The organism is Acaryochloris marina S15, from assembly GCF_018336915.1.
Classification (GTDB): domain Bacteria; phylum Cyanobacteriota; class Cyanobacteriia; order Thermosynechococcales; family Thermosynechococcaceae; genus Acaryochloris; species Acaryochloris marina_A.
Window position 1 is genome coordinate 65,035 of record NZ_CP064926.1, and the last position, 22,845, is coordinate 87,879.

Annotated in this window: 27 protein-coding genes and 1 pseudogene; 19 read left to right on the forward strand and 9 right to left on the reverse strand. The window is 44.4% G+C overall.

Features of this window, described 5'->3' with window-relative positions; all coding sequences use genetic code 11:
- Nucleotides 1-20: 20 nt before the first annotated feature.
- Both I1H34_RS30060 and I1H34_RS30065 read right to left on the reverse strand, forming a co-directional pair.
- Nucleotides 21-1,046: a ShlB/FhaC/HecB family hemolysin secretion/activation protein gene (locus I1H34_RS30060; RefSeq protein WP_212666976.1), complete on the reverse strand. Its 1,026-nt coding sequence runs from the start codon at nucleotides 1,044-1,046 to the stop codon at nucleotides 21-23.
- Nucleotides 1,047-1,065: 19 nt separating this feature from the next.
- A complete protein-coding gene (locus I1H34_RS30065; RefSeq protein ID WP_212666977.1) occupies nucleotides 1,066-1,752 on the reverse strand; it encodes a hypothetical protein in 687 nt (228 codons plus the stop codon).
- A 55-nt stretch (nucleotides 1,753-1,807) separates the two neighbouring features.
- Here I1H34_RS30065 and I1H34_RS30070 point away from each other — a divergent pair, with 55 nt between their 5' ends.
- Complete coding sequence (locus I1H34_RS30070; protein ID WP_249369176.1) at nucleotides 1,808-3,049, forward strand: ISAs1 family transposase; 1,242 nt, start codon at nucleotides 1,808-1,810, stop codon at nucleotides 3,047-3,049.
- Here the strand turns inward: I1H34_RS30070 and I1H34_RS30075 are convergent.
- The 3 genes and pseudogenes from I1H34_RS30075 to I1H34_RS30085 form a co-directional block, all read right to left on the reverse strand.
- On the reverse strand, nucleotides 3,030-4,886 hold the full coding sequence (locus I1H34_RS30075) for a filamentous hemagglutinin N-terminal domain-containing protein (RefSeq protein WP_212666978.1): 1,857 nt from the start codon (nucleotides 4,884-4,886) through the stop codon (nucleotides 3,030-3,032). The two genes, I1H34_RS30070 and I1H34_RS30075, sit on opposite strands and share 20 nt — an antisense overlap.
- A 69-nt stretch (nucleotides 4,887-4,955) precedes the next feature.
- On the reverse strand, nucleotides 4,956-6,350 hold the full coding sequence (locus tag I1H34_RS32875) for an FAD-dependent oxidoreductase (RefSeq protein ID WP_283250080.1): 1,395 nt from the start codon (nucleotides 6,348-6,350) through the stop codon (nucleotides 4,956-4,958).
- A 9-nt stretch (nucleotides 6,351-6,359) separates the two neighbouring features.
- Nucleotides 6,360-7,751, reverse strand: a pseudogene (locus I1H34_RS30085) (ISKra4 family transposase).
- Nucleotides 7,752-8,038: 287 nt separating this feature from the next.
- Between I1H34_RS30085 and I1H34_RS30095 the strand changes: the two are divergent.
- On the forward strand, nucleotides 8,039-8,530 hold the full coding sequence (locus I1H34_RS30095) for a double-stranded RNA binding motif domain-containing protein (RefSeq protein ID WP_212666979.1): 492 nt from the start codon (nucleotides 8,039-8,041) through the stop codon (nucleotides 8,528-8,530).
- A gap of 15 nt (nucleotides 8,531-8,545) precedes the next feature.
- Nucleotides 8,546-9,166, forward strand: coding sequence for a hypothetical protein (locus I1H34_RS30100; protein WP_212666980.1), 621 nt, complete (start codon nucleotides 8,546-8,548; stop codon nucleotides 9,164-9,166).
- A 73-nt stretch (nucleotides 9,167-9,239) separates the two neighbouring features.
- Here I1H34_RS30100 and I1H34_RS30105 read toward each other — a convergent pair whose 3' ends face one another.
- Entirely contained in the window at nucleotides 9,240-9,824 is a 585-nt protein-coding gene (locus I1H34_RS30105; RefSeq protein ID WP_212666981.1) for a hypothetical protein, read from the reverse strand.
- Nucleotides 9,825-10,225: 401 nt separating this feature from the next.
- Here I1H34_RS30105 and I1H34_RS30110 point away from each other — a divergent pair, with 401 nt between their 5' ends.
- Both I1H34_RS30110 and I1H34_RS30115 read left to right on the forward strand, forming a co-directional pair.
- Entirely contained in the window at nucleotides 10,226-10,462 is a 237-nt protein-coding gene (locus I1H34_RS30110; RefSeq protein ID WP_212666982.1) for a hypothetical protein, read from the forward strand.
- 331 nt (nucleotides 10,463-10,793) lie between these two features.
- On the forward strand, nucleotides 10,794-11,075 hold the full coding sequence (locus I1H34_RS30115) for a cell division protein SepF (RefSeq protein WP_235111947.1): 282 nt from the start codon (nucleotides 10,794-10,796) through the stop codon (nucleotides 11,073-11,075).
- A gap of 47 nt (nucleotides 11,076-11,122) precedes the next feature.
- On the opposite strand, the gene I1H34_RS30120 is transcribed toward I1H34_RS30115, so the two are convergent.
- Nucleotides 11,123-12,019, reverse strand: coding sequence for a hypothetical protein (locus I1H34_RS30120; protein ID WP_212666984.1), 897 nt, complete (start codon nucleotides 12,017-12,019; stop codon nucleotides 11,123-11,125).
- A gap of 233 nt (nucleotides 12,020-12,252) precedes the next feature.
- On the reverse strand, nucleotides 12,253-12,567 hold the full coding sequence (locus tag I1H34_RS30125; RefSeq protein ID WP_212666985.1) for a single-stranded DNA-binding protein: 315 nt from the start codon (nucleotides 12,565-12,567) through the stop codon (nucleotides 12,253-12,255).
- 125 nt (nucleotides 12,568-12,692) lie between these two features.
- Between I1H34_RS30125 and I1H34_RS30130 the strand changes: the two genes are divergently transcribed.
- From I1H34_RS30130 to I1H34_RS30150, 5 genes are all read left to right on the forward strand, one after another.
- Complete coding sequence (locus I1H34_RS30130; RefSeq protein ID WP_249370322.1) at nucleotides 12,693-13,400, forward strand: hypothetical protein; 708 nt, start codon at nucleotides 12,693-12,695, stop codon at nucleotides 13,398-13,400.
- A 279-nt stretch (nucleotides 13,401-13,679) separates the two neighbouring features.
- Nucleotides 13,680-13,919 (forward strand): leucine-rich repeat domain-containing protein, encoded by a 240-nt coding sequence (locus I1H34_RS30135; protein ID WP_212666986.1) that lies wholly within the window; start codon nucleotides 13,680-13,682, stop codon nucleotides 13,917-13,919.
- A gap of 83 nt (nucleotides 13,920-14,002) precedes the next feature.
- Nucleotides 14,003-14,524, forward strand: coding sequence for a DUF2059 domain-containing protein (locus I1H34_RS30140; protein ID WP_212666987.1), 522 nt, complete (start codon nucleotides 14,003-14,005; stop codon nucleotides 14,522-14,524).
- 55 nt (nucleotides 14,525-14,579) lie between these two features.
- Nucleotides 14,580-14,813, forward strand: a complete 234-nt coding sequence (locus I1H34_RS30145) for a hypothetical protein (protein WP_212666988.1) — start codon at nucleotides 14,580-14,582, stop codon at nucleotides 14,811-14,813.
- A 36-nt stretch (nucleotides 14,814-14,849) separates the two neighbouring features.
- A complete protein-coding gene (locus I1H34_RS30150; RefSeq protein ID WP_212666989.1) occupies nucleotides 14,850-16,244 on the forward strand; it encodes a S1 family peptidase in 1,395 nt (464 codons plus the stop codon).
- Between the two features lie 138 nt (nucleotides 16,245-16,382).
- Here the strand turns inward: I1H34_RS30150 and I1H34_RS30155 are convergent, their stop codons facing one another.
- Nucleotides 16,383-16,778, reverse strand: coding sequence for a hypothetical protein (locus tag I1H34_RS30155; RefSeq protein WP_212666990.1), 396 nt, complete (start codon nucleotides 16,776-16,778; stop codon nucleotides 16,383-16,385).
- A gap of 99 nt (nucleotides 16,779-16,877) precedes the next feature.
- Here I1H34_RS30155 and I1H34_RS30160 point away from each other — a divergent pair, with 99 nt between their 5' ends.
- The 9 genes from I1H34_RS30160 to I1H34_RS30200 all read left to right on the forward strand — a co-directional run bounded on the left by I1H34_RS30160 (nucleotide 16,878) and on the right by I1H34_RS30200 (nucleotide 22,718).
- Nucleotides 16,878-18,230, forward strand: coding sequence for an ISKra4 family transposase (locus I1H34_RS30160; protein ID WP_212667121.1), 1,353 nt, complete (start codon nucleotides 16,878-16,880; stop codon nucleotides 18,228-18,230).
- Nucleotides 18,231-18,273: 43 nt separating this feature from the next.
- A complete protein-coding gene (locus I1H34_RS30165; protein ID WP_212666991.1) occupies nucleotides 18,274-18,798 on the forward strand; it encodes a hypothetical protein in 525 nt (174 codons plus the stop codon).
- Between the two features lie 127 nt (nucleotides 18,799-18,925).
- Nucleotides 18,926-19,117, forward strand: coding sequence for a hypothetical protein (locus I1H34_RS30170; RefSeq protein WP_212666992.1), 192 nt, complete (start codon nucleotides 18,926-18,928; stop codon nucleotides 19,115-19,117).
- Between the two features lie 96 nt (nucleotides 19,118-19,213).
- Nucleotides 19,214-19,561, forward strand: a complete 348-nt coding sequence (locus I1H34_RS30175; RefSeq protein WP_212666993.1) for a hypothetical protein — start codon at nucleotides 19,214-19,216, stop codon at nucleotides 19,559-19,561.
- A 59-nt stretch (nucleotides 19,562-19,620) separates the two neighbouring features.
- A complete protein-coding gene (locus I1H34_RS30180; protein WP_212666994.1) occupies nucleotides 19,621-20,037 on the forward strand; it encodes a hypothetical protein in 417 nt (138 codons plus the stop codon).
- A 519-nt stretch (nucleotides 20,038-20,556) separates the two neighbouring features.
- The gene (locus tag I1H34_RS30185) at nucleotides 20,557-21,273 is read left to right on the forward strand and encodes a class I SAM-dependent methyltransferase (protein WP_212666995.1); all 717 of its coding nucleotides are present in this window, start codon (nucleotides 20,557-20,559) and stop codon (nucleotides 21,271-21,273) included.
- Nucleotides 21,274-21,404: 131 nt separating this feature from the next.
- The gene (locus I1H34_RS30190; protein WP_212666996.1) at nucleotides 21,405-21,614 is read left to right on the forward strand and encodes a hypothetical protein; all 210 of its coding nucleotides are present in this window, start codon (nucleotides 21,405-21,407) and stop codon (nucleotides 21,612-21,614) included.
- A gap of 63 nt (nucleotides 21,615-21,677) precedes the next feature.
- Entirely contained in the window at nucleotides 21,678-22,196 is a 519-nt protein-coding gene (locus tag I1H34_RS30195; protein ID WP_315874912.1) for a hypothetical protein, read from the forward strand.
- 45 nt (nucleotides 22,197-22,241) lie between these two features.
- Nucleotides 22,242-22,718 (forward strand): tetratricopeptide repeat protein, encoded by a 477-nt coding sequence (locus I1H34_RS30200; protein ID WP_212666997.1) that lies wholly within the window; start codon nucleotides 22,242-22,244, stop codon nucleotides 22,716-22,718.
- The last annotated feature ends 127 nt before the right edge of the window (nucleotides 22,719-22,845 follow it).

Below are 22,845 nucleotides of genomic sequence, written 5' to 3' on the forward strand. Positions count from 1 at the left end.
CTTATGGAATGAACATAGGATTAGATCCTATCTAAATTACATCCCAAAACACAAATTGGTATCAGTATGGGTTGGCGATAGGACAGTTCGTATTGAATGGCATTGGTATTCAGGTCAATTAGATCAAAGGGTTTTTCTGTAATGTCGTTATCCCCATAGGTAAAGCTCGCGCTAAGGGTGCCATTCTTGATATTGATGGGAACAGCATAGTTAGCACTAATCACATTGCTGCCGGTCGTGTTGCGGTAAGTGAGGCTGAAAATATCCCCCAGGCCCGTGACGTTGCGATAGGCAGCCGTTGCGCCTCTTTCAAATGTCCCTACGGAGGGTGAACGATTGTTATTAGCAAATACCTCTACGACTAACGGTTTAGCGGGTTCCACGGCTAGAGCAAGAATGGCTTGGCCTGCATTTTGGCCGGGTCGAAGTTGGACATTAAGGCCCTTAATCAGCGGATCAATTTGCAGCCATCTCAAGGTTTCTTGGGTATCTTGCTCTCGCAACGGTCCCTCTGTGACGGGGCTGACCCTGGCTTTCACATATTTCTCAAGGCGCTTGGCCCCGGAAATTTCTATTTCTGATACTTTCCCTTCTATGATTTGGAAGGTGAGTTCTGCATCAGAGGGGTCGATCTCTGCTCCGGTATCAGCGACAATCGCGCCAGAGTTGAGATACCCCTCACTGACATAGAGCTGGGTAAGCGCCTCTTCTAACTGGAAAAGTTCTCCGATACTGATGGGTTTCCCGATGTATTCCGAGACAACTATCTGTAACTGCTCATCCGTGAATAGAGTATTGCCTTGAAAGATAAAGCGGCTTGGGATCAGGATGACTGCAGAGTCCGCTTGGGGGTCAATACCTGATGGCAAACGAAAGGGGTTGATGTCAAGGGGAGTGACGGGTGGAGCTGAGGGAGTGGGAGTCTCTGGGGTCGGTTTGGGCAGAGGCAGAGTATCAGGCAGGATCGGAGTTTCTTGAGCGAGTAGCTGTGTAGAACCACAGCACAAGATACCCAAGCTAAGGAGGAAGGGAATGCGTTTATTCATACTTGTCGGACGAGGATGGTTATCCAGCTTTAGCTTGTTGATCTGTGTGACAAGCCTTTAATTGAGCGGCTATGGCTGGGGCATACTGATCCGCTGCTCGTGGATCAGTCACAAAGGTGATAGTGCCGTTAGGATTCGATTTCCAGCCAACAACCCGTTTAAGAGGCTTGATTTCCCCCGTTGCAGGATCAACATATGTGAGTCGTCGCTGATCATACCTTGCTTTTGCCGCTTGGAGCCAACCGCCATCAGCAGGAGAGCGAGTGATGGGACTGGTGGGCTTACCTGCGGTTCCAACTCGATAATAGGCAAGGTTCGTGCTGTTAGAGTCTCCACAAGCTGAGTAGAGGTCGGGGGGATCTACCTGGACATTTAGATCTGGGTCTTGGCTAAAATCGGTAATTTCTGCCTCGACTTCGACACTGCCATCAAATTGGGTACCGAGTTGAGAGGTGGCTGTGATTTGAGTATCAGGCGATAAGAAGATACCAAGGGCGTTGATATTGATGTTCCCTCCCTGAGCATCTTCTGCATTGGCACTGATAACAGTCTTACCTAGGGCAACTAATATGCCAGTGTTAACTGAAATATTCCCACCCGTACCGAGCTGTTGAGTTGATGCAGTGATTGAGCTATCCCGAAGAAAGACAGAATTGGCATCAAGATTGATGTTCCCACCCTCACCCCCTAACCAGGGGCAGCGCAAGAAAAATGAAGCTGTAATATGCTTTGGAACTCCATTCTGTTAAAAGGGTTTCCCCATGGCTACAGGATTCAGCAAGCCTCCTTCCTCACCAGCTTCCACTGACTCATCCTCGTCACTCCTGCCTGCCAGTGATTGCGATCAGGCTTATCAACAATTGTCCGAGTGTTTTGAAGATTTGCCTGATCCACGTGGAGGCCAAGGTGTCCAGCATCCGTTTGTCAGCATCGTCGTGATTGGACTATTGGCAAGTTTAGGTGGCGCACAAGGGTGGGAAGACATTGAAACCTATGGTCTAAGCCATCAAGATTGGTTGTCGAGTTTTCTGAGGCTACCGTCCGGGATACCGACAGCAGACACCTATCGACGAGTGTTTGAGCGTATTTGCCCCTCCGCTTTTGAGCGGAGTTTCAATCACTGGTTGGATCAGGTAGTGACAACCCTCGGCGCTCAAGTGATACCGATTGACGGCAAACAACTCAGAGGTTCCTATGATCGCAATCAAGACCAATCCGCATTGCATCTGGTCAGTGCTTGGGCCAGTGAGTATCGGTTATTTCTAGGACAGGTCAAAGTTGCAGACAAGAGTAACGAAATTACCGCTATTCCAGCACTGCTAGAGCTATTAGACATTGCCGGGTGCATTATTACCATTGATGCAATGGGAACTCAGCACGAGATTGCCCGCCACATTCAAGCTAAAGAGGCTGACTATGTGCTGGCCCTCAAGGAGAATCATCCCACGCTGTTTGAGCAGGTTGAGCAATGGTTTGAAACGGCTGAAGCGAATGAGTTTAAGGGCATTGAGCACAGCTATGATGCCCGGGTGGAAGCAGGGCACCATCGTCGCGAGAAACGACAAGTTTGGGCCGTGTCCCTTCAACAGATGGGTCCTCTCTACAAGCAGGCGCAGTGGAAGGGCTTGCAAACCATCGTCAAGGTCGCTCGGACCCGCCACTTGTGGAACAAAACCACCTATGAGGTGATGTTTTATATCAGCTCTCTACCGCCAAATGCTCAGCAGTTGGGCAAAGCCATCCGCCAGCATTGGTCGATTGAGAACCAACTCCACTGGGTCTTAGATGTGACCTTTGGCGAAGATGCTAGCCGCATTCGCACAGGACATGCACCGGAAAACATGGCCATCCTGAGGCGCTGGAGCATCAACCTTCTCAATCAAGAAACGTCCTTTAAGAAAAGTACCCGTCAAAAACTAAAACGGGCGAGCATGGATGAAGCGTATATGCTCAAAGTTCTAGGCGCTTCTATTCCTTTACAGTCTAGCCTTTCAGAGGCTTGATTTTCTTGCGCTTACCCTGACCCCCTAACGTCGTAGCGCTAATCAAGCTATTTCCATCAACGATAATTTCACTTGCTGATATATTGAGTTCCCCAGCATCACCTGTTCCTTCATTACGAACAGAAACACGTCCCTTATCTTTAATCAACAATTGAGGAGTATTGATAAATATCCTTCCAGAATTTCCGCTAGGAATGGCAGGTAAATTAAACAATGGCCGCAATATAGGATTGATTACTAAAGCTTCGGCGGTAATTGTAGTCTCAGGTAGAGAATCTGATCCCATACCATCAATCTGTACGTATTGCTTAGCATTAATTATCAAGCTGCCGCCATTACCCGAACTTAAAACCGTGGTACTAACTGCCCCTCCGTTCGCAATCATTAGTTTTGATGTATCAATAGCTATATTCCCTGCATTGCCTAACCCTAAACTTGCAGCTTGTAGCAATGATCCTTGTCTCGTTATTAGTTCAAGTCCTAAAATCTCAATTAAATCTGCTTTAATTGAAAGGCTTCCGCCATTTCCTTTGTCAAGAGTAACGGAAGACAATCGTCCTCCATCACTGATAATCAGATTTGGGGTGATAATGTCAATATCCCCAGCCTTGCCAGAACTAACCGTAATAGCATTGATCTGACTAACTAACCCAGGGTTAATGCTTGAACTTCTTTCAATATTTAGATTGTTGGCTGCCTTAATTGAAATATCACTTCCTGATCCTGAAGAAAAAGTCAGAGCATTTAGAGTGGCTCCAAATCTAAAGGAGATGGATGGAGAATGAAGGGATATAGGAGCACCTGATCCTGAAGAAAGTACTTCAGTATATAGTCCTGATGGTTTCTCACTAGTGAATGGGTCGTTGACGGGAGCGGGAGTATCAGCAAAATTTAGTAATTCCGTTGCTGCCAATTTTAGTTTTTTATCTGGAACTACGCCTTGATTTTGCATCAATGCTATAGATTTCTCTAAGAAATTAATTTGTCGTCCATAAATCCCAATTGATGCATTTCCTTGTCCAGTAGTATCCAATAAAGATCGGTTTTGGAAGACGATGTTCTTAAATGCAAGGTTAGGGTCATCGTAATTTAGGGTCCATCTTGGATTAGCAGCGCTGAAGGTTACAGTGCCTACCTTTACACTCCCAATTTCTAATTGACCACCTGGTGTGTAGACAGCGCCACCCTCAAATACTATATCCCCACCTACTAACGCTAAAGTCTTTCCTGGAGATACTTGTAAGCCTGGTGGATTATCGTCCCTTAAAGAAGGTAAAAATAACCCGTTGGGGATTTGGTGGCCTGTGTTTGTTACACGAATTTCACCTGAGTTAGAACCAAAATCAACTCCTACAGGCTCTGCATTCGTAAGTCCAGGAAAAACTTGAGGTGCTATAGCGCTAAATTGTGTACCATCAGCAAAATTAATGCGATTGGCTGTAGTTCCCAAAAATGACCCGCCGATATCTAGTCGGGCATTTTCCCCAAAAACAATCCCATTAGGATTAATAAAAAACAAGTTGGCCGAGCCATTAGCCTTAAGTATGCCGTCAATATTAGAAGCCGAATTACCTGTTACCCGACTGATAATATTCCTGATATTGGCACTATTATTAAAAAAAGCTGTATTACCTTTAGGAACAGAAAAGCTTTGGAAGCTATGAAATACGTTATCCCCTCTAGTTATGCCAGCATCAATCTGAGCAGTATTTTCTAAAGGTGTAACTCGTGAATTTACCGTTCGATCTGGGATGACTTGTGCGAGAGTTGATGTTGCCTCAAACAGGCTAACGGAAACTACAACAATCGCAGTTTTTCTATTGAGTAGGCTTAGCATACTAATCTTTAGAAATAAAGAGGCTATTCAAGTATCGTTGAACTCCCTATGAGTCCTAGCAATATATTTTTATTCTTCTCCGAGGGTTTCTACTGATGGATATTCACGACGATGAAGAATTTCATTAAAGTCATCCCATTGTTGTTGTGTCCATTGGTGACAATCCATCGTTGCACCTTGAACTTTTTCAGCAAAAGGCATTCGAATGTGTTCATATTGTTCAAATGCCTTCATCATTTTATGTCCATCATTCAAGCCATTCTCTTGAGAGAGCTTGGTTATGAGGGAAACAAGAATAGCAGCATCCTCAAATCCTTGATTAGCACCCTGTGCCATGAATGGAGGCATTGCATGAGCAGCATCCCCAGATAGAACGACACGTCCTTTAAACCAATGTGGTTGAGAGTCGCCTTGAGGATTTATCTGATGCATATAAAAAAGTCGGTGAGATACTTTTTCAGGACTAGATAACCCCACTAAGTCCACTAGTATCGATGGAAAATCAGCTTTCTGTAATGTTTGTTGGCCTAGCTCAAGAATCTCAGTTGGTGACTTATTTAAAAATGAGTCAATTGCAAAAGGGGCATAAAGCAAATAAATTATCGTATCATTTGGCAGGCGAATCAAAATAATCCGTAGTAGTTTTAGCTCTGGATAAGCAAGGTTGTCAGAATTATTATGTAATGTGGTAAATTGCTCCCCTTGTATATACAGCGTGTCTAGTTCTTTGACTATTGAGCTAGGTACATTCGCTATTGTTGAACTAATCGCTGAAAAACCAGAGTACTGAGGCTCTACCCATTTCTTTGACTCGTCATTCTTGTAAAGAACTTGACGTATGTTTGAATTTATTCCATCTGCTGCGACCACCAGCTTGGCGTAAAAAGATTTATGGTCAGACTCTTGGGTATCTTGAGTCAATGTAGAGGGCTCTACACTTGATTTCATCATTTCCCAATGAGCAAAAGGATTATTTGAGATTATTGCATCTGAGGCTGTATCGACTCGGACCCATTTTTTTTCTTCTTCTACATGAATACATTTATGGTTGGCTTTAATATCATCCATAGGTATCAAACTTCTTAAGTTTGTTTGTAAGTCAAACCAAGAGATATTTACTCGTCCTTCACCATAGCGATCAAACCAGCTTTGGAAGTCCGTGGAAAACGAGCGCGTCGTTTCGCCATGTATATTCTTTTGACGCCATAACTTTTTTGGAGGAGGGGTTGAGTGCTCTTTTTTCCCAACTGTGTTAGTTGAATGTGGCTTGCTACTTGAAGCTTGAATAGGCTTTAAAGCATTTTCTACAATTTTCTCGTATGCATCTGAATCGATATATTTTATTGCCCTTAATCCATTAGGTAGTAGATCCAATCCTTGTCCCACTTTACGAAATTCACGAGTCTGATCGATGACGAGGATATTCGTGATACCTCTCTTTCGTAAACCAATTGCTGTTGCCAAGGGGCGTATTTAGCGGATCGGGGATGCCTTAGTTTTCGGAATGGTCACCTCTGGGAATAAGGAGTCAAACCGTTCATTGACCCAGGCAATTCTCAAGATCAGTAAATGGTTGAAACCATCCTCACTCCAGCGCATGCCAACTCCCTTAAAGCGCTGCTGAATCAACCACTTGCATGCACTTTCAACCATTCCTGACCCGAGAGGAATCTGTTGCTGTTCAAAGTGCCGATAACGGATGTGGTTATGATGGCGTTGGAAATAAGCCTGCACCTGGAGCAACGTTGAAAAAGACTTTCCCGTTAACAGTTGTGAGTGAATCAATATCGTCAAGGACCGTAATACAAGTAGGTGTTGCCCGTGTCGCAATTGGTGTCGCCAGTGCCGGAACCAGGCTTGGGCTTGAGCAGAGCGGGCATCTCCAAACATCGCTTTAGTTGCTCGTGCCAGATGGCCTGCTGAATGAAAAAAGTCGAGGACTGCCACAGCACAATGAGAGAACAAGGTGCGATAGACTCGCCAGAAGCCTCGTCCCCCATCACTGAGCCAGATGACTTTTGGAGCAGATTCAAAGTCTTGTTTGTGAGCTTCGAGTTGAAGTAAAGGGATGAACTGGTCGATATCGCCCAATACTGCCACCAGTCTTCGACGCAGTAATTGGGGGACCTCCTTTTTAGCTCGGGTAACCCGTGTTCCCAGGCGAGCTAAGATGGCGACTTTGACTTCTCGCCACTGGATTTTTCCCTTGGGTGAGTTCGGGGTGGGGCGAAAGGGGACCATCACACCATCGGCGGCAATGGCCAAAGGTAGAGCAGATAACATCTCTGAAATCGCTTCACAAGGGGCCTGAGTCCCTGATGATTGAGCGTTGAGTTGAGCTTCTAATTCCTGCTGAGCTTTGTTACCCACGGATTGCACCCAGTTCCACAAACTGGATGGACTCACGGATAGACCACTCCACTGACCCAGCATCCAACTGGCCAGTTCATAGGGCATGAACAGACTCAACAAGCAGCCCAGACGCACCAGTTCTTCGCTGCTGTGCTGATAGGGGGCAATCCCAATGGCTTGATCCAGGGGAGTCAACAGACTGCCTGGACATCCTTTGGGACAACGGCCCACCCGTCGCTTTCAAGAGATAGTGCCTACCAGTGTCTGCATCTGACGAGATTCCCATCCCTTCGAATGTAAGCGGGTTCCGCAGGTAGTACATACAGGCCATACAAATACTGCTTTCGCGCGCCTTGAGAGTTCATCCTCCAGAAGACAGCGAGCTAGAAACAAGCCCATTTGCAGAACGATATAAACCATCTGACTCAGGCTGGTTGATACTTTGAGTGCTTCAGTTTGTTCTAGAAATTCGTCATGGGCTAGCACGGTTAGCAATTGCGATGGTAGGGTCATGATAGTTTTTTGGTTCGGGTACAGGATCTATTGTCCTTGACCCGTTTTTCTTTGAGCCATGCATCCCCGATCCTTTGCTTACGCCCGTTGCCAAGCCTACTGGACCCGCACCAACAATTAAGACATCATAGATTTTCCGTGGAGCATCGGAACCACTGGTATCAGTCATGGCTATAAATAAATCTAGTTGAGCTTTAAAAACAAAAGGGGAACGATGGAGCCAGAAATAAACAGCCATTCCCCTGCAACCTCATGTACCGAACGATACCACTTTTTCTGAGACGACTTTGCGATCGCAACATTCTCACAACCTAACGATTCAACTGACCGAAGATCAGCTTGGATTCCTCGCCTACGTGTACCCCAATGAAGACCTGGAAGATGCTCTGATCAAGGTCCTTGAGAGAGCCAGGAAACAAGCCATTCGACAGGCAGAGAAGCAGATCAGAGTCTTATATCCTGGTCAAGACAATGAGAAAACAAAGGAAGAAACCCCAGAGAAACCCGTTAGCCAGGGGGATGATGGGGTGGAGAATCCGATCGATGAGCGACAGGAGTTGTGTCAGCGGCAGCAGATCTCCATGCCCAGGTATGAGTTCGAGACGATACCGGAAGGATTTCGCTGTATGGTGCTGGCGATGGGCCTAGAGGGAGTTAGTGAGGGGCAGAGGCGAAGGTGCGGGCTGCGAAAAGACTGCTTGGCAAAGCTGCTCCAAATTAAGCTTTCCCCAGAAATCCCCCAGAGTACTTCCCTGAAGGCTACACTGGCTTTGCCTTAGCACAGGATATCTGCAATGCCACCTCAACTCATTTCCCTGAAGCCCAAACCACCAGCCGAATCCCCGGTGACACCCTCGACAAACACCGAAGCAACCCCGACATACCCAGATAAGTCATCATTCCCTACCATCGACCGGAAAGATGATTCGCCAGTGAAGCGCAAGGTGACTCCACAGCCTGAAAACGATGATCGCACCACTGAACCCACCCCCAGATACGACCGCAGTGAACCCACCGATACTCGGAGAACGCAGCGAGGGTATTCAGCTCGGCAAACACCAGGAAGAGTTCGACCCCCCAGAGTATCGAGAGAATTTGAGTCCAAATTTCATGCACTGGAGAAGCGTCAAAAGAATCTAGTTCAGCAGACTAAGCAAAAGGGGCAACTTGAGTATCTGACGGTTTCTCGAAGCAGTTCAGGGAAGTTTTGGATCACCATCGAGGGCAGCGGTAGGCCATTCATCAGAATTTCGTTTGAAACACCTGAGTTCTGTTTCGAGTGTGCGCTGGAATTAGAGGACACGTTCGATGTATTGCAGGTGTTGAGTCTGCGGCCAGGGGAAACCATTGAGCGGATTGAGGAGATGATCGGGGTGTGGTTGGACCGGGAACGGGTGGCGAGGGCTTGGGGGTGAAATGGTAGTTTTGCAAGTTGCTGTTCTTCTCAGCTTTAACGTTGCTCAGAATGGATAGTAATTTTTTTCAGTCTCAAAGCAATTCATACATAGAGTTTTGGTCAATATGTTTGGTATATTTTTTGACCAGGATTTCGAGCTGATCGGTGGAGCCAATCTCTATCCAATCGTCAATGGAACCTAGATAGCAATATCTCTGGGCTTGAAAGAGTCGCTGCTGTTTGTTCACCAAAATGAACCTAAAATCACAGGAATAGGACAGCACCTGTTGGAGGAGTTTTTGTAAGTCCTCTTGAGTTTTTCCAAGAGCCTGAGCTGTTGGAACGAGAAACTCTGAAAGGGCAGAAACATTCTGAGTCGGAGTAAAAATACTTATGGTCTCTTTCTTGACATCAACTATGTATTTATCCGCATGGGAATATTTCTCCATTCCATCCTTAACAAGGCTTAATTCCTGATCGGTGATCAGCTTTGGCGGAATCTTCCTCAAGAAAACTTGGGCATTAGGATTTTCATAGATTTCAAATCCTTTTGGGATGGCCTCGGCTAATACTCCCTCAGCCTTCATTGAGAAGTGGTATTTGGGTTTACCTGTTTTAGTCTTGCCCTGATGCAAATAAAACGTTTTCTGCTTCCGGTTGGTGTAGGTTATGGGCATGAGAGTGCAATTGGTTCAAAGGCTCTGATAGTAGATTAATGTATTAGGCAATTCTGGATCACAGTTGAGGGAAAAAAGCCGCTCATCAAAATTCCGTTTAAAAGTCCAGAGCTGGGAGACACGCTCAATATCTTCTAGATGGTTGAGCTGTGGCTAGGTGAAGCAATTGAGTGAATTAAAGAGATAGTAGGCGTTTACCTGAATTGGGAGCGGGTTGCAAAGGTTTGGGGGTGATTGGGCCAAGGTTTCTCCTGATAGCCATAAACTACGTAATATCGCTATCAGGAGAAACTACTAGGGATTTCAGATGGCTAATTGATAATAATCAGTGTTTACGCTGTTTTAATCAAAATTGCTTTACTTGATGATATAGGGACACACAGGGATAAAGCGAAGATATTATGTTGACAAGTTTTTTGGCCGAAGTATTAGCCGTTACCTTTGACAACCTGACCCAGACAGCAACGATGTTTGAGTGTGTAGAAGAAGCATCTGAAGAACTAAGCCCAGAAGCAAAGCAGAGATTAGCACTCGTCCATACAGGTTTAGCAATGGCTATCCAGGCAATGGAATTCGATGAGCTACAGCAATTGATTAAGCAGTCTGAAAATTATTTTGATTTTCAAGAAATCGGCTGATGTTGGCCTAATGTATTGCGGCTTCACAGAATTCTGCTTGAAGCAGTCTTTGAAATAGAGGATAAGTTCGACATCTTTCAGGTGGTTGAGCTGAGGCCAAAGGATGCGATGGAGCGGATTGATGAGATGGTAGGAGTGAGCTTGGATCGGGATCGGGTGGTAAGGGTTTGGGGGTAATTCGGTAGCTGCGGAACAATTGGTTCCTTCTAGTGTCATTGGGAGTAACGGATCAGGTACGATTCTAGGCTTGAGTATGCATAAAGAGACTGCCTGGAGTATTCACGAAACGTTAAGGATGTGCCTGGATTTGGTACTAGAGGAGCACTGGCGCATGGACAATCTTCTTCCCTTTCAAGGAATATCACCCCACAAAATCCGCGTGTGTCACCCCAAGTCATTTGAAGATGCTGAGGAAGCAATCAACGCAATGAAAACGGATGATATGCTCCTAGTGAATTTAGCAGCTTTGGAAAACAAGCTGGCTCAGAGGCTAACAGACTACTTGGCTGGTAGTACTTTTGCGCTATCAGGAGAGCGAATGGAGATTGGTAGAGGCGTTTTCCTATTTGCTCCACCATCATTCTCGATCACAAGAATGATGGCTCCTGCTTGAGTCGGATGATGATACTGGGCTGAACCCGACCATCTAGTATTCTTTCGTTAGGTCTTTTTCTGAGACTTTTTGGCCTTAGTTTTTTTTGATTCCTCAGATTTAGTCTGTGAATTTTCTTCAAGGATATAACTCATGGGTACATTAGGGGATTTAATCCATAGATTTTTCTTGGTACCCTGATACATAGTGTTGTGCATCCTTTTACGTTCCACTTTGAGTGCATCGCCACTCAGTTCACCATATAGCTTCAATATCACATCATCCATGTGAACCAAATTTCCAGATTGTTCTTTCATGATCTGTGTGATTGCATCAAATTTACTCGTCTTGTCAAAGGGCTTGTTCATCTTCAGAACACTGGATGAAGAACGGCCTGTTTGTTTCTGAGCTTTTTTAGTCTTTTCCTGAGATGGTGTTTTCTTAGGAGTAGAGGATTTTTTGGGCGAAGCTTTTTGAGCAGCTTTTGGAGGATTAGCTTCAGCTTTAGACTCTACCTTTTTTGTATTTTTCGGAGTTGAGGCTGATTTTTGGGATGTTGGAGATTTTCTCTTCCCAGATGAAGGTGAAGCTTTTGGGGCAGCTTTCTTTGGGGCAGCTTCAGCTTTAGATTCTACGGTTTCCTTTGTCTTTGCGGTTGCAGCTGCTTTCTTAGAAGTTGCAGCTGTTTTCTTAGAAGCAGCTTTTTGAGTAGTTTTCTTAGACTTGGTTTTAGGTTCTACTGTTTTAGCAACTTTAGAGGCTGGAGCTTCTGAGGTTAGTGAATCTGCTTCACCTTGCAGGACTGAAAGAATGTCAGAGCCTAACAATGGATCTTCAATTAACGTATCTAGAGACGTGATTTTAGTCTTGAGTTGACTCGTTTGAGCTTCGAGTTCAGCAATTGTCTGTTGGTAGTGGGTCTTTAACTCAAGAAGTACTTTGGAGTATTTGTTGTCAGTAGCCATAGATTGTCGTAAATCAGTGTAGTTTCAGCAAAGCTTAGGAATGCTAACCTATAGCATTCCCGGAATTAACTTCACTTGTATCTAATCATTAATGGGCTACATTTTGAGTTTCTGGAGAGTTTTGACAATCTTTGCCTTTTTATTTCAGTTATTTCAAGACTTGCTGAGCTACTCTACATTTTGCTTTGCGCTTATTTCGATAGCATCGTCAATGATTTCGACAGAATGCTTCATCAGCTAGCCCGTTGAATTCGGTTAATCTTCTCAACAATCAGGCTAGCCTGTTGCTCAACATATTCTTCTTCACCCGTTTTGTGTGTCACTTTTGTGATTTTGAGCTGCCCTTGTAGAATCAGTTGGTCGCCGGGTTGCAAGGCTTGATGGGCTTTTTCTCCATTTTCACCCCAGTAAATTGCTTTGAGGTTTTCTGGGGGATCTTCTTCTCGTAATGGAGGAATAGTAACCACAAATTCAGCGATTGCCTGTCCGTCTTTAGCGTGCCGCAGATCTTTCTCTAGGAGGATGGCTTGAAAAGCACATTGATTCATAATGTCTATTATCTTAAGTCTGGGCATGGGTTGTATGACGTATCCTGGCGAGAAACCTAAATTTCACCCAAAGCCTCACTTCATACTCTAGAATAGCTGCAAGTCTGTCCCTAGTGAGGTTTCCTATGCCCTCTGCAACTATCGACAAGCTCAACCAACTCAAAGTTCAGCTTGAGCAGTGCAACAACGAAACTGCTGCCCTTCTCCTAAAACGAACGATTGCGAAACTCGAATCTCAGCTTCAGATAGAACAACTCACAACAGGTTCTGCCAAAGCACCATCAAAAGAAATACCAAAAGCCTCTCAGGCTAGTACCAAACGTCAATCCACAGACCAGGATCAGGCCAAGGGAAAACCCAAAGCAACACCCCAGCAACAGCAGGCGACAAAAACTCCCCAGGCAAAATCTAAGCAGCGAAAGCAGCGAAATAAGAGACAGCCTCTGCTCTCTGGCAATGGCACCCATCGGGCCTGGTGCCGACTTCCGGGAATCATCCGGGTTCAGGAGGTTGAGGGGGAGAAGGAACGACCCAATTACTTTTTAGAGCTTGACGGTCATCAGATTCCCTTGAGAGTAAAGCATCGATTCGCAAAATTTACTAAAGCCGCTTTGGATAGACCCTTGATGGTCAAATGCTATCCCCAGATTATTGATGGTCAAATACTCTTCACACAATTCGCAGGGGCGATTGAGGTAAACCCTGAGAAGCCTGAAGCTTGGGTGTTGATCGGAGTGTGGAATGCACACAAGCAAAGAGTGTTGGTCCAGCGTGATCAGAAGCTGGATGACAATAGGAGGATTCTTCAGCACTCACCTCTGATTAGGCCGTAAACGATCAAGGCTGTGATAAGACGCCAACTACACTCATAACTTATACATAGATAGCTTTTCAGAAATTTTCAATAATCTGACTCTACTAAAAATAGATCCAACATCTGATCGCTGTGATGACCAAAATTGGTAGATATAATAAGTACACTTATACTAAATGGCGGGAAATCGCAGCTTAGTTTGTTTATGGCCAATAAGCTGCCTGAATATCAACGGGGTATGAGAGCGATGGAGCTTGTCTGTGCTGGGTTGTAGCCTTCATGTCGCCCCCTCAGGGATGTGACTCATATTTCCAGCCTTAAAAATTTAGAAATGCTCTACCTCCGTCACAATCGTATTAATGAGGTGACACCTTTAGCTAAGCTCACTAGCTTGACATGGCTGGATCTCAATACCAACCGTATCTCTGATGTCTCAGTCTTATCGAATTTGGTCAATTTAGAACGACTCCAACTTGAACAGAATCTGCTCGTCAATCAAAATTGTCCTGTTCCATCCGTAACTGTCTGTCATTTCTGAATACTTTGCATTTTATCTTCTTCAGTAATAGTAATACAAAATTTTACTGTAGTCTCTCAGATATACACATTTGTGGAGTCGAGATGTTTAAAACTAGGTTGCATACTCTCAGGTTTCTACTAGTTGCCTGTATCTTTATCGCTGCATGTTCAGCGAATGCCCAGAAGGAAACCTTAAAGCCAACTCGCCTAGAACCATCAGCTACTGCTCAATCTAAGGAAAAATTGGTTAGAGAAGTTCTTATTGAATTAGAAATAGCACAACAATATGATGTATATCTCAATAACAGCATTGACATGGCAATTCCAGCGTCAAAAGGTACTGATCGGTGGAGGGAATGGTTGCAAGATGTTGTGAAAGAAGAAGCAGGATGGAAATACATTGAAGACCAATACATTTCACAACTAAAATCTGATTTTTCAGCAGATGAATTGGCAGAATTAGTTAATCTAGCCAAACACCCCCTCATGAAAAAATTGTTGCAGACTAACATGAAGGCATATATGAATGCAGCCCCTAAAAGGCGGAAATTGCTGGGAAAAGTTTGGTCTGACTATAATTCAGGCAAAATATCACCCCCTCCAGGGGTTAGACCTGGGTCTTGAAGAACTAGTCTTATAAACAGTTGAAAATGGAAGACTCTCTAATTTAGAGGTTTTCTTGGCTTTACCTTTCAATGGCATGCTGATACTACAGACCAATCCCAATATACAGGCAAGTTCTACACCCAACCAATCACCCCCAGATCCGAACCACACTCTCCCCATCCAAGTACACTCCAACCATCTCCTCAATGATGGACAATCAGCCCTGACGATTTCATCTGGGGGGTATGATATTCTCGACGTCTGTGAGTTTAAGTACAACTTATATGGCTCTAACCTCAACGGGTAGCAGTTGTGATGGGACGGTTATTAGTCGGAAAAATCAATGTATCTATTGTTTGCCACAGTGCTCTCAGCATCTCTATCTACTCCTGCTGTTCGTGATTGTAGTGATCAAAGCAGCTCTACAATAACTGACAGTAAAACTAATATTCTCCTAGTCGCCGAAGTGAAAGAAGGATGTAAAGACAAAAACTGCATACGATTGGGGAATACAGTTGCCCCTGCCAAATCCGAAAAATGCCCAATAGAACTCTACTCAGCTGAAACAGATGTTCAGCGCCCTTTCGAAAAACTTTGCATCCTGAATGTCTCTACAGGTAAGACTCTCTTTAGCAATAAATCGCCCGAAGAGGCCACTAAGCGCCTGAAAAAAGCAGGATGTAAGTGTGGAGCAGATGCCGTCATTCTCAATGATGTCAATCGTGAGAGTGCAAATGCAATGTCTTGGGGACGAAGTACTGCCAAAGGCATTGGTATTCGATATTCCCAACAATCCCCAACAGCAGCCCAAGGTCAAAAACCGCCAGCAACGACTGGTCAGAGCGCCACTCAGAGCACTAGTAAGGCTTCAAATTCCCAAAGTAATGCTCCTATTTCTCCTACTCGACCAGCAGAATCTAACCAATCAAAACGAATTGATGAGTTGAGAAGAATTGGTAGTCGTTTCTTTTCAACATCCCCAACAGCAACCCAAGGTCAAAAACCGCCAGCAACGACTGGTCAGAGTGCCACTCAGAACACTAGTAAGGCTTCACCCTCCCCACAAAACACCGCTCGTGTTTCTCCTCCTCCAGCACCTACACCCTCTACTCCACCAGTAGATCCTTACGAAATTGCGAGGCAGGTCACAGTTCTGATTGACGGACAAAATCCTGGCTCTGGGGTGATCATTGCTCAATCCAATAATATTTACTATGTGCTAACGGCCAAACATGTGGTGGCCACCTCTGATGAGTATGAAATTGTCACACTCGATGGTCGGAAACATGCCGTTGCGTCTCAAAAAATCAAACGATTACCTAAAATCGACTTAGCTATGGTGGAATTCACAAGTAAGCAGGATTATCCAGTTGCGACGTTAGGAAATTCTGAGCAAGCTAAACAGGGTATGAATATCTATGTCTCAGGGTGGCCTATTCCAGAACAAGCGATTACACAACCTACCCATTTAGTCACCAAAGGTGACATTGTGGGTTTGCAAACGGGAGATGCAGAAGGATATGGTCTCCTCTATGGCAATAGCACTGCACCGGGCATGAGCGGAGGACCGATCTTGAATACAGAGGGTCAAGTCATTGGTATTCATGGACGGGCTGCAGGGAATCAGGAGAGTGGTAAGGTCGGCATCAACTTAGGCATGCAGATTAGTCTATTTCTACAGTCAGCTTCTCAAGTCGGAATTGATGTACAACAGCTTGGTTTGAAAGCTCAAAACTGAAAGGGTAAGTACTGAGTATCCAAGATCGATAGATACCGTGTGTTCAAGCATTGTAATTTTTAGAGTACTTATCTCCAGCCCCCACGGTTTTTCCCATATTCATGACGCAACATAAATTTTATGATGTTTTTTCTCACTTTATAAATAACTTTGTTTACGTTGACTCAAAACATCATCGATAATGATGACAATAACGGTTGGCACACCTCCAAAGATAACTATCAGAAATATGATTATGAAAAGATTTAACACTCTTTCATTAATATCTGTATCAAAGAAAAAACGCTGGCCTTCTAAATACTGAACCGATTGACCATCCTCCTCTAGCCTAAAAATTGCTTCGTAGTAGGGTGCATGCTCATCCGCAATCTGAGAACTAATAGCACTAATAAATGCACGTTTTTCCCCAGATGATGTTTCACCAATCAAAATAATCCCTGACATATTATGGTTAGAGAAGCCCTCATCTGGAATAGCAATAATAGGAGTTTGCATCATCGACGTATACAGATCTGCAGCTCCTTTCAAATCCATATCAAAAGACGAGGGTAATCGTAAGCGTAAACATCACGTATTACTATAGTTTTCCGTGATACTCTAATTCTTGTAGAGGTTAGAGAGCAACGGTGGTAGATAGATTACGAATTTAGAGTCATTGTAGAGAAAGTCTCTATCACCAGTCAGGAAGTCGTTAAACGAGACACTCTAAAAATCTATGCCATTAAACAACCAAAGTCTATTCTAGATCTTGGATTGCGCCATGAAGAACAAATCTCTCTACTTTCCAAAGTTCAAAGTGCACTGTTAGCTGAACAATCCACCCTCATCGACATCGGTCTAAAGCAGTGTACTAAATGTGGTGAGAAACTCGGAAAGCTTGGTTTCATATCATCTACATTCCATGCCGTCTTCAGCGACCATAAGCTCCGTATTCAAAAGCATCGTTGTAAGAATCCAGAGTGTCGGTGGCAAAGTACTCCAACAACGATCAGTGTCTTTGGCACGGATACTCATCCTGACTTAGTGAAACTGCAGTGTGAGAATGGTGCCCTGCATAGCTATCGAGAAGCCCAGGATAATATGGAACGCCTGAACACTCAACGCCGGAGTGTGAATAACCATGTCCAAATCAAAAACGTAACCAATCAAGTCGGTGAGCGCTTATCTCAAGTGAACACTACCCCTCCTAACTTAGAAGAGTTACCCACCCCTGCAGCAGAACTCATTGCTCAAGTCGATGGCGGGCATATCTCAACTAAAGATAAAGACAAACGCAGTTTTGAAGCCCTATCTGGCATTGTCTATCGTCCCAGTGCGATTGAAGTAGTCGATAAACATCATCGCCAAATTACTGAAAAGACCTGTGTTGTTTCCGCTTTAGAGGATGAGTTGCAAACCATCAAGACCTATCTGCATCATGCAGCCCTCAAACAAGGGATGACCCAAGAGACAAAGATTACCGCTTTGGCCGATGGAGCACACAACTGTTGGTCCGTTATTTTAGCCCTTGAACCCCATTGCAAAACCTTAGACCTCATTTTGGACTGGTTTCACATTGGCAAGAAATTCCAGAATGTCAGCAATGCACTGGGGGACACCTTCACAGATTCCCTTGATAGTGCAAAGTGGAGTTTATGGCATGAAAAAGTAGATAATGCTCTGCAGAAGATTGCCCTACTTCGAGATAATATCTCAGATGAGAAGAAGCAAACAAAGCTCAAAAGCTTACACGACTACTTGAAGAATAATCGTGATTATCTTGTCAATTATGACGATCGAGAGAAAGCAGGGTTAGCTTATACCAACCAAGTTGCAGAAACTCATATTGACACCATCATTAATGCTCGGCACAAAAAGAAGCAGAAGATGCAATGGACTCGGGTTGGTGCTCATAATGTCTTACAAATTAGAGCCAGTATGATCAGTAATGAATGGAGCGATAAGTGGCTTGATTTAGTTCTCCCTGAAGAAGAAAAAGCTGCTTGAGAATTAGCTTTCTAATATGTGATATTTACGCTTACAGCTAACGTTGGATCTATGGAAAAAGCAAGGCCACCACAAAAACGGTGTTATGTTGCCATTTAACTGGAACGGTAGTTTTGATCTGGAGCTTCCTTACAAATCTGATGGAGAAATTTTGCTGGCTATTCTTCGAGCATTGAGGGCAGAACGAGCCCAAAATATTCGATACACAGATAATCAAGTCAAATTTAACGGTGGATTCTTTCGATGGGTTAGTAAATCGAATCGGCTGAATATGATTTCGTCTGGTACCATCACGTTTCAGCGAAATAATGAGCGTATGGTAAGGGTTCAGTATTACCTGTCTTTCTGGGAGCTTTTCTTGCTTATAACTGTATGGGTGGGGGGGATTTTTAGGCTAGTGGTTTGGGATTACTCTTCAACTAACCATCACACTAAGCTTTTCATCGTAGTGGGAATGTGGTTCTTTTTATATGGTAGTAATTTTGCCCTCGCCCTGTTTGGATTTTCCCGTTTATTGAAGCAGTCGCTTACTTCTTCCAACTCAAGGACAACGGACAAGCGCAATTGAACTCTATCTCTTCTGAAAATCTATAATCCAGCTATGAATCGTGAACAGTTAATTCCTCGAACCTAATTCAAGCCGGTGTACAACCTGCATCTTTTGCTCTCCCCAGGATGGCGGGCAATCATGAGCAATGGAACAAGATGAAATTATCATCCGCTACTATCGCAAACCGATTCGTGTCATGGTTGATCCAGGCAAGAATCATCCGCGATACGAGAGCGATTTGTTGTTTGGTTGGATTTGCCAGGGTAAAGCCAGAAGACCCGTTCTCCAAAAATTTCCTGACGCTGAGATAGTGGCTAAAAGCAAAGCCCAACAGTAGCTGTAAAGTTATAGTTCAAAATATCCGTCTCATTTGACTTACAGCGCTTAAGATCAGAGGAAGATAGCACCTCACTCACCCAATGAGGCCATTCCTATGGATGAAGCTCTAGACGCTCTATCGCAACAACTCAAGGTTGGCGATGTTGTTGAGATAAGCATTATTGACCGAGATTTCTTCCCAGGACAAACGATTGAGATTCCTATTGCTTGCAAACATTTGACCAAATACAACCTTTTTCTCTATTTTCATCCCCACAGGTTGAACTTGGAATATATCGGAATTGGAGATGATACCGATAATGAATGGCTTGCTCTGGTGATTGATCATCTGGAAATCGCCGACTTCAGAAGAGGGTATATCGCCACCTATGACGAAGAGAAGTCCTGGAGCAATCAACTGGTGGCTTGGGAAAAGATAGGCAGTAGTGCAGACCCTATCTAGAAGCAAAGCCAGGCTTAGCCTCAATTGACTAGACTTGGACTGGACGGCTGAGGTCAATCATGATTCATATTCCATCTCTGACTCACGAACAGCTAGAACTCCTAAGATTAACCAAAAAAGATTCTGTAGAGGAATTACAGCTTTTTTATGAGTTTCCGATTGTTGATGATAATAACAAGCCGCCCATCGTGCATCCCTCACTCATTCAAGAGCTGATTGATAACCACCTTATCCAGGTCAGAGAGATAGAAGCTTCTATGCTTGCTTCAGAATTTCAGCAATTGAACTGGTCAGAATATTGTGAAGATCTGGATTACCCCACTCAAGTTGATTGGGACCAATGGCGGCAAGGATTCATTGCCCAACTCGGTGAGGGAGTTGAACAGCTTATGAATCCAGGGAAAGGGTTAGGGCAATTCACAAAGGTTTGGATCCGAGAGATTCGTGTTCGAGCAGTTCAACCGAGCAACCTATGATCGGGACTGGCGTGTGAAATTTAATTGCATCTAAAATTAGTCGATGGAACTCACACCTAAATTTTCAGATTCTATACGGTTTTTGTAATACTTAGGTAATATAAATTCTGTATGGATTTTGAAATTTAACGGATGAGAGATTAGTTTATCCAGGTTGAGAGGTTAGGGATTAGCTTTGCGATGGTCAAAGACCGACAGGAGGTCATCGTGCAACTGATACCAAGTCCTGAAACTCGCACCAATCCTACACACGGGAAAGAATACGGTAGCTTGGTAGCCCTGTGGCTTCAGGCCAGGGTGAAATAAGCTACTCGGGTGTATTTATTTACCGTGGTAAAATAAAGGTAGTTACAAAACCCGACAACCCAGTCAGAGTGGGGCTTAATATCCTATGAAGGCCAATATACCTTTAGGTAGCAAAGTGGATCCATCAGACAGAGATTCAAATAGCAATACTCAACGACTTAAATAAGCTGAATCACCTGAATAGTGATGTAGATATTCTTCCTAAGAAAAACTATGGCCAGCACCTATCAAACAAACTGGGAGAATTATTGGACTCAATTATTTGATAGTGGTGAACCTGCATTTTGGGATGTACCGACTAACAAGGAATTAGCGGCCTTATTACCTGAGTTGAAGGTAGCGTTTGGCGGTGATTTACCTTTGGTAGACTTCGGCTGTGGAAATGGAACCCAAACGCTATTACTCGCTCAGCATTTTTCACATGTAATAGGTGTGGATATATCAAGTACTGCAATTGCACAGGCCCGAACCCGTGCTCAGGATGGTCAGCCTCAATTCCAATTGCTAGATGCTACCTCCATAGACGCAGCTCAAGCTCTCCATACTACTTTGGGTGATGCCAATGTTTATATGCGAGGTCTGCTCCATCAAATTCAGCCTGCGGATCGGCCTTCTATCATCCACTCACTACAAACATTGATGGGAACGCAAGGTAAACTTTTCTTGATGGAGCTGAGTTCTCAAGCCAAACAGCTATTTCAAAAGTTGACTGCTCAGCTCGGTGCTCCTCCACCTCAACTTGCACAGATTTTTAAGCAAGGAATAGTCCCAGCAGATATTACACCTGAAGAGATACGAACCTTCTTCCCAGAGGACCAGTATAAGATTAAGGACATGGGTAATATTTCGTACACTAGCAATACGACATTGCCAGATAATACACCTCTTTTAGTACCTTGCTTCTGTATGTTGATTATGAAAATTAGATAGCTTGCCAATCCATCCAAAGACTCACAATAAGTCGTGTTTGGCAAAACTGTTTAGGGATTCCCGATCTTGGCCCTGGTCAGACTACATTGTTAGCATAATGCACTAACCAACTTTACCCATTCCACCCATCCATGTCAGAGCAAGAACAATACTCCATACCCCCCTCTCGAAATACTGAGGAAATTCTCGACAACTACAACAGCGATGCCAAAAAGATGCGGGCTAAAGCTGCTAAGGCCAGGATTGCGGCTCGACAGAAAGCGGAACGAGCGGCACAGCAGAGGGCTGCGATTGAGAGGATTCCGCTAGAGCATCGGTACGTGCCTGATCAGGCTAGTTAGGATCAGTTGATCGAATCATCTATCCATCCCCAAAAATCGTACCCATCCCGCAAAACTCTGACAATGCAGCATCCCCAAGTAAAGGCAGGGAGCGGAGCAAAGGCAGGGAGCGGAGCAAAGGCAGGGCTTTGTGATGGCAACATTGGCGCTAGTATTTCAACAAAACGAGGACAATGCATGGTTCATATCCCCTCTCTAACCCAGGTACAATTGGAAATCCTGCGACTGGCAAAAGAAAATCCAGGTGAAACACTTCAGTTATCGTTTGAATCTCCAGTAATGGGCGATGGAGAACCAAGAACCAAAAACCCTTCGCTAATTCAGGAAATGATTGATTTTGGGTTAGTTGAGATCCAAAAGAGTCGGGTTTACTGCGAAATCTCTCGATTTCAAAGAGAGTGTTGGTTTGAGTACTGCGCCGATATAGAGTTGCCATCCATCTATGCTTGGGAGTTATGGCGAAAAGAGTTCATCAATAGTCAAGAGGGATCGACCACTCTGATTACACCAGGGGAAGAGTTTGAGGACTTCAGCTATGTGTGGGTGCAAGAGATGGAATTCCAGGCAGTGCAACCAGGCTAGGCTGAGAGTAGAATAAAGGGCGCAAATGCCAAAAGGGACCAGAGAATGCGTCGAAAACTAGTAGGGACTTATTTCACTTCGGGGATAGCTGCTTTCTATCTAAGCCTTGCTTGCTGTAGTCCTTTACCCCTTTTTGCTCAAGAAGCATCTAGCCCAGTAAAGAATCCACACTACAACGCAGCGGTTTCTAGCCTTGAGCTGAAAGATCTTGAGGGGGCAATGAAGGCAATTAATCAAGCGATCCGGGTAGACCCATCTCTAGCTGAAGCCTATACACTTCGGGGAGTTCTCCTTATGGGTGACAAGAAATTTCAGGAAGCTAATGAGGATTTTAGTCAAGTTACAGTTCTTCAGCCTCAAAATGCTGAAGCATATACCAAACTCACCAAAAGCCAGTTAATGCTCAAGGATTATCAGGCGGCTTTGGAATCAGCAACCAAAGCGACAGAACTTGACCCTCAGAATCAAGATGCTGAGCTGCTAAAGCGATTGGCTCAAAGCCTGGTTGAATCTTCTCAATAATGCAGCATCCCCAAGTAAAGGCAGGGAGCGGAGCAAAGGCACGGCTTTGGGATGGCGACATTGCCGATCTGACGTGCGCTAGGCTCTTGCATGTTCTGGCCTGACTTATTGCGATAATCAGATGTTT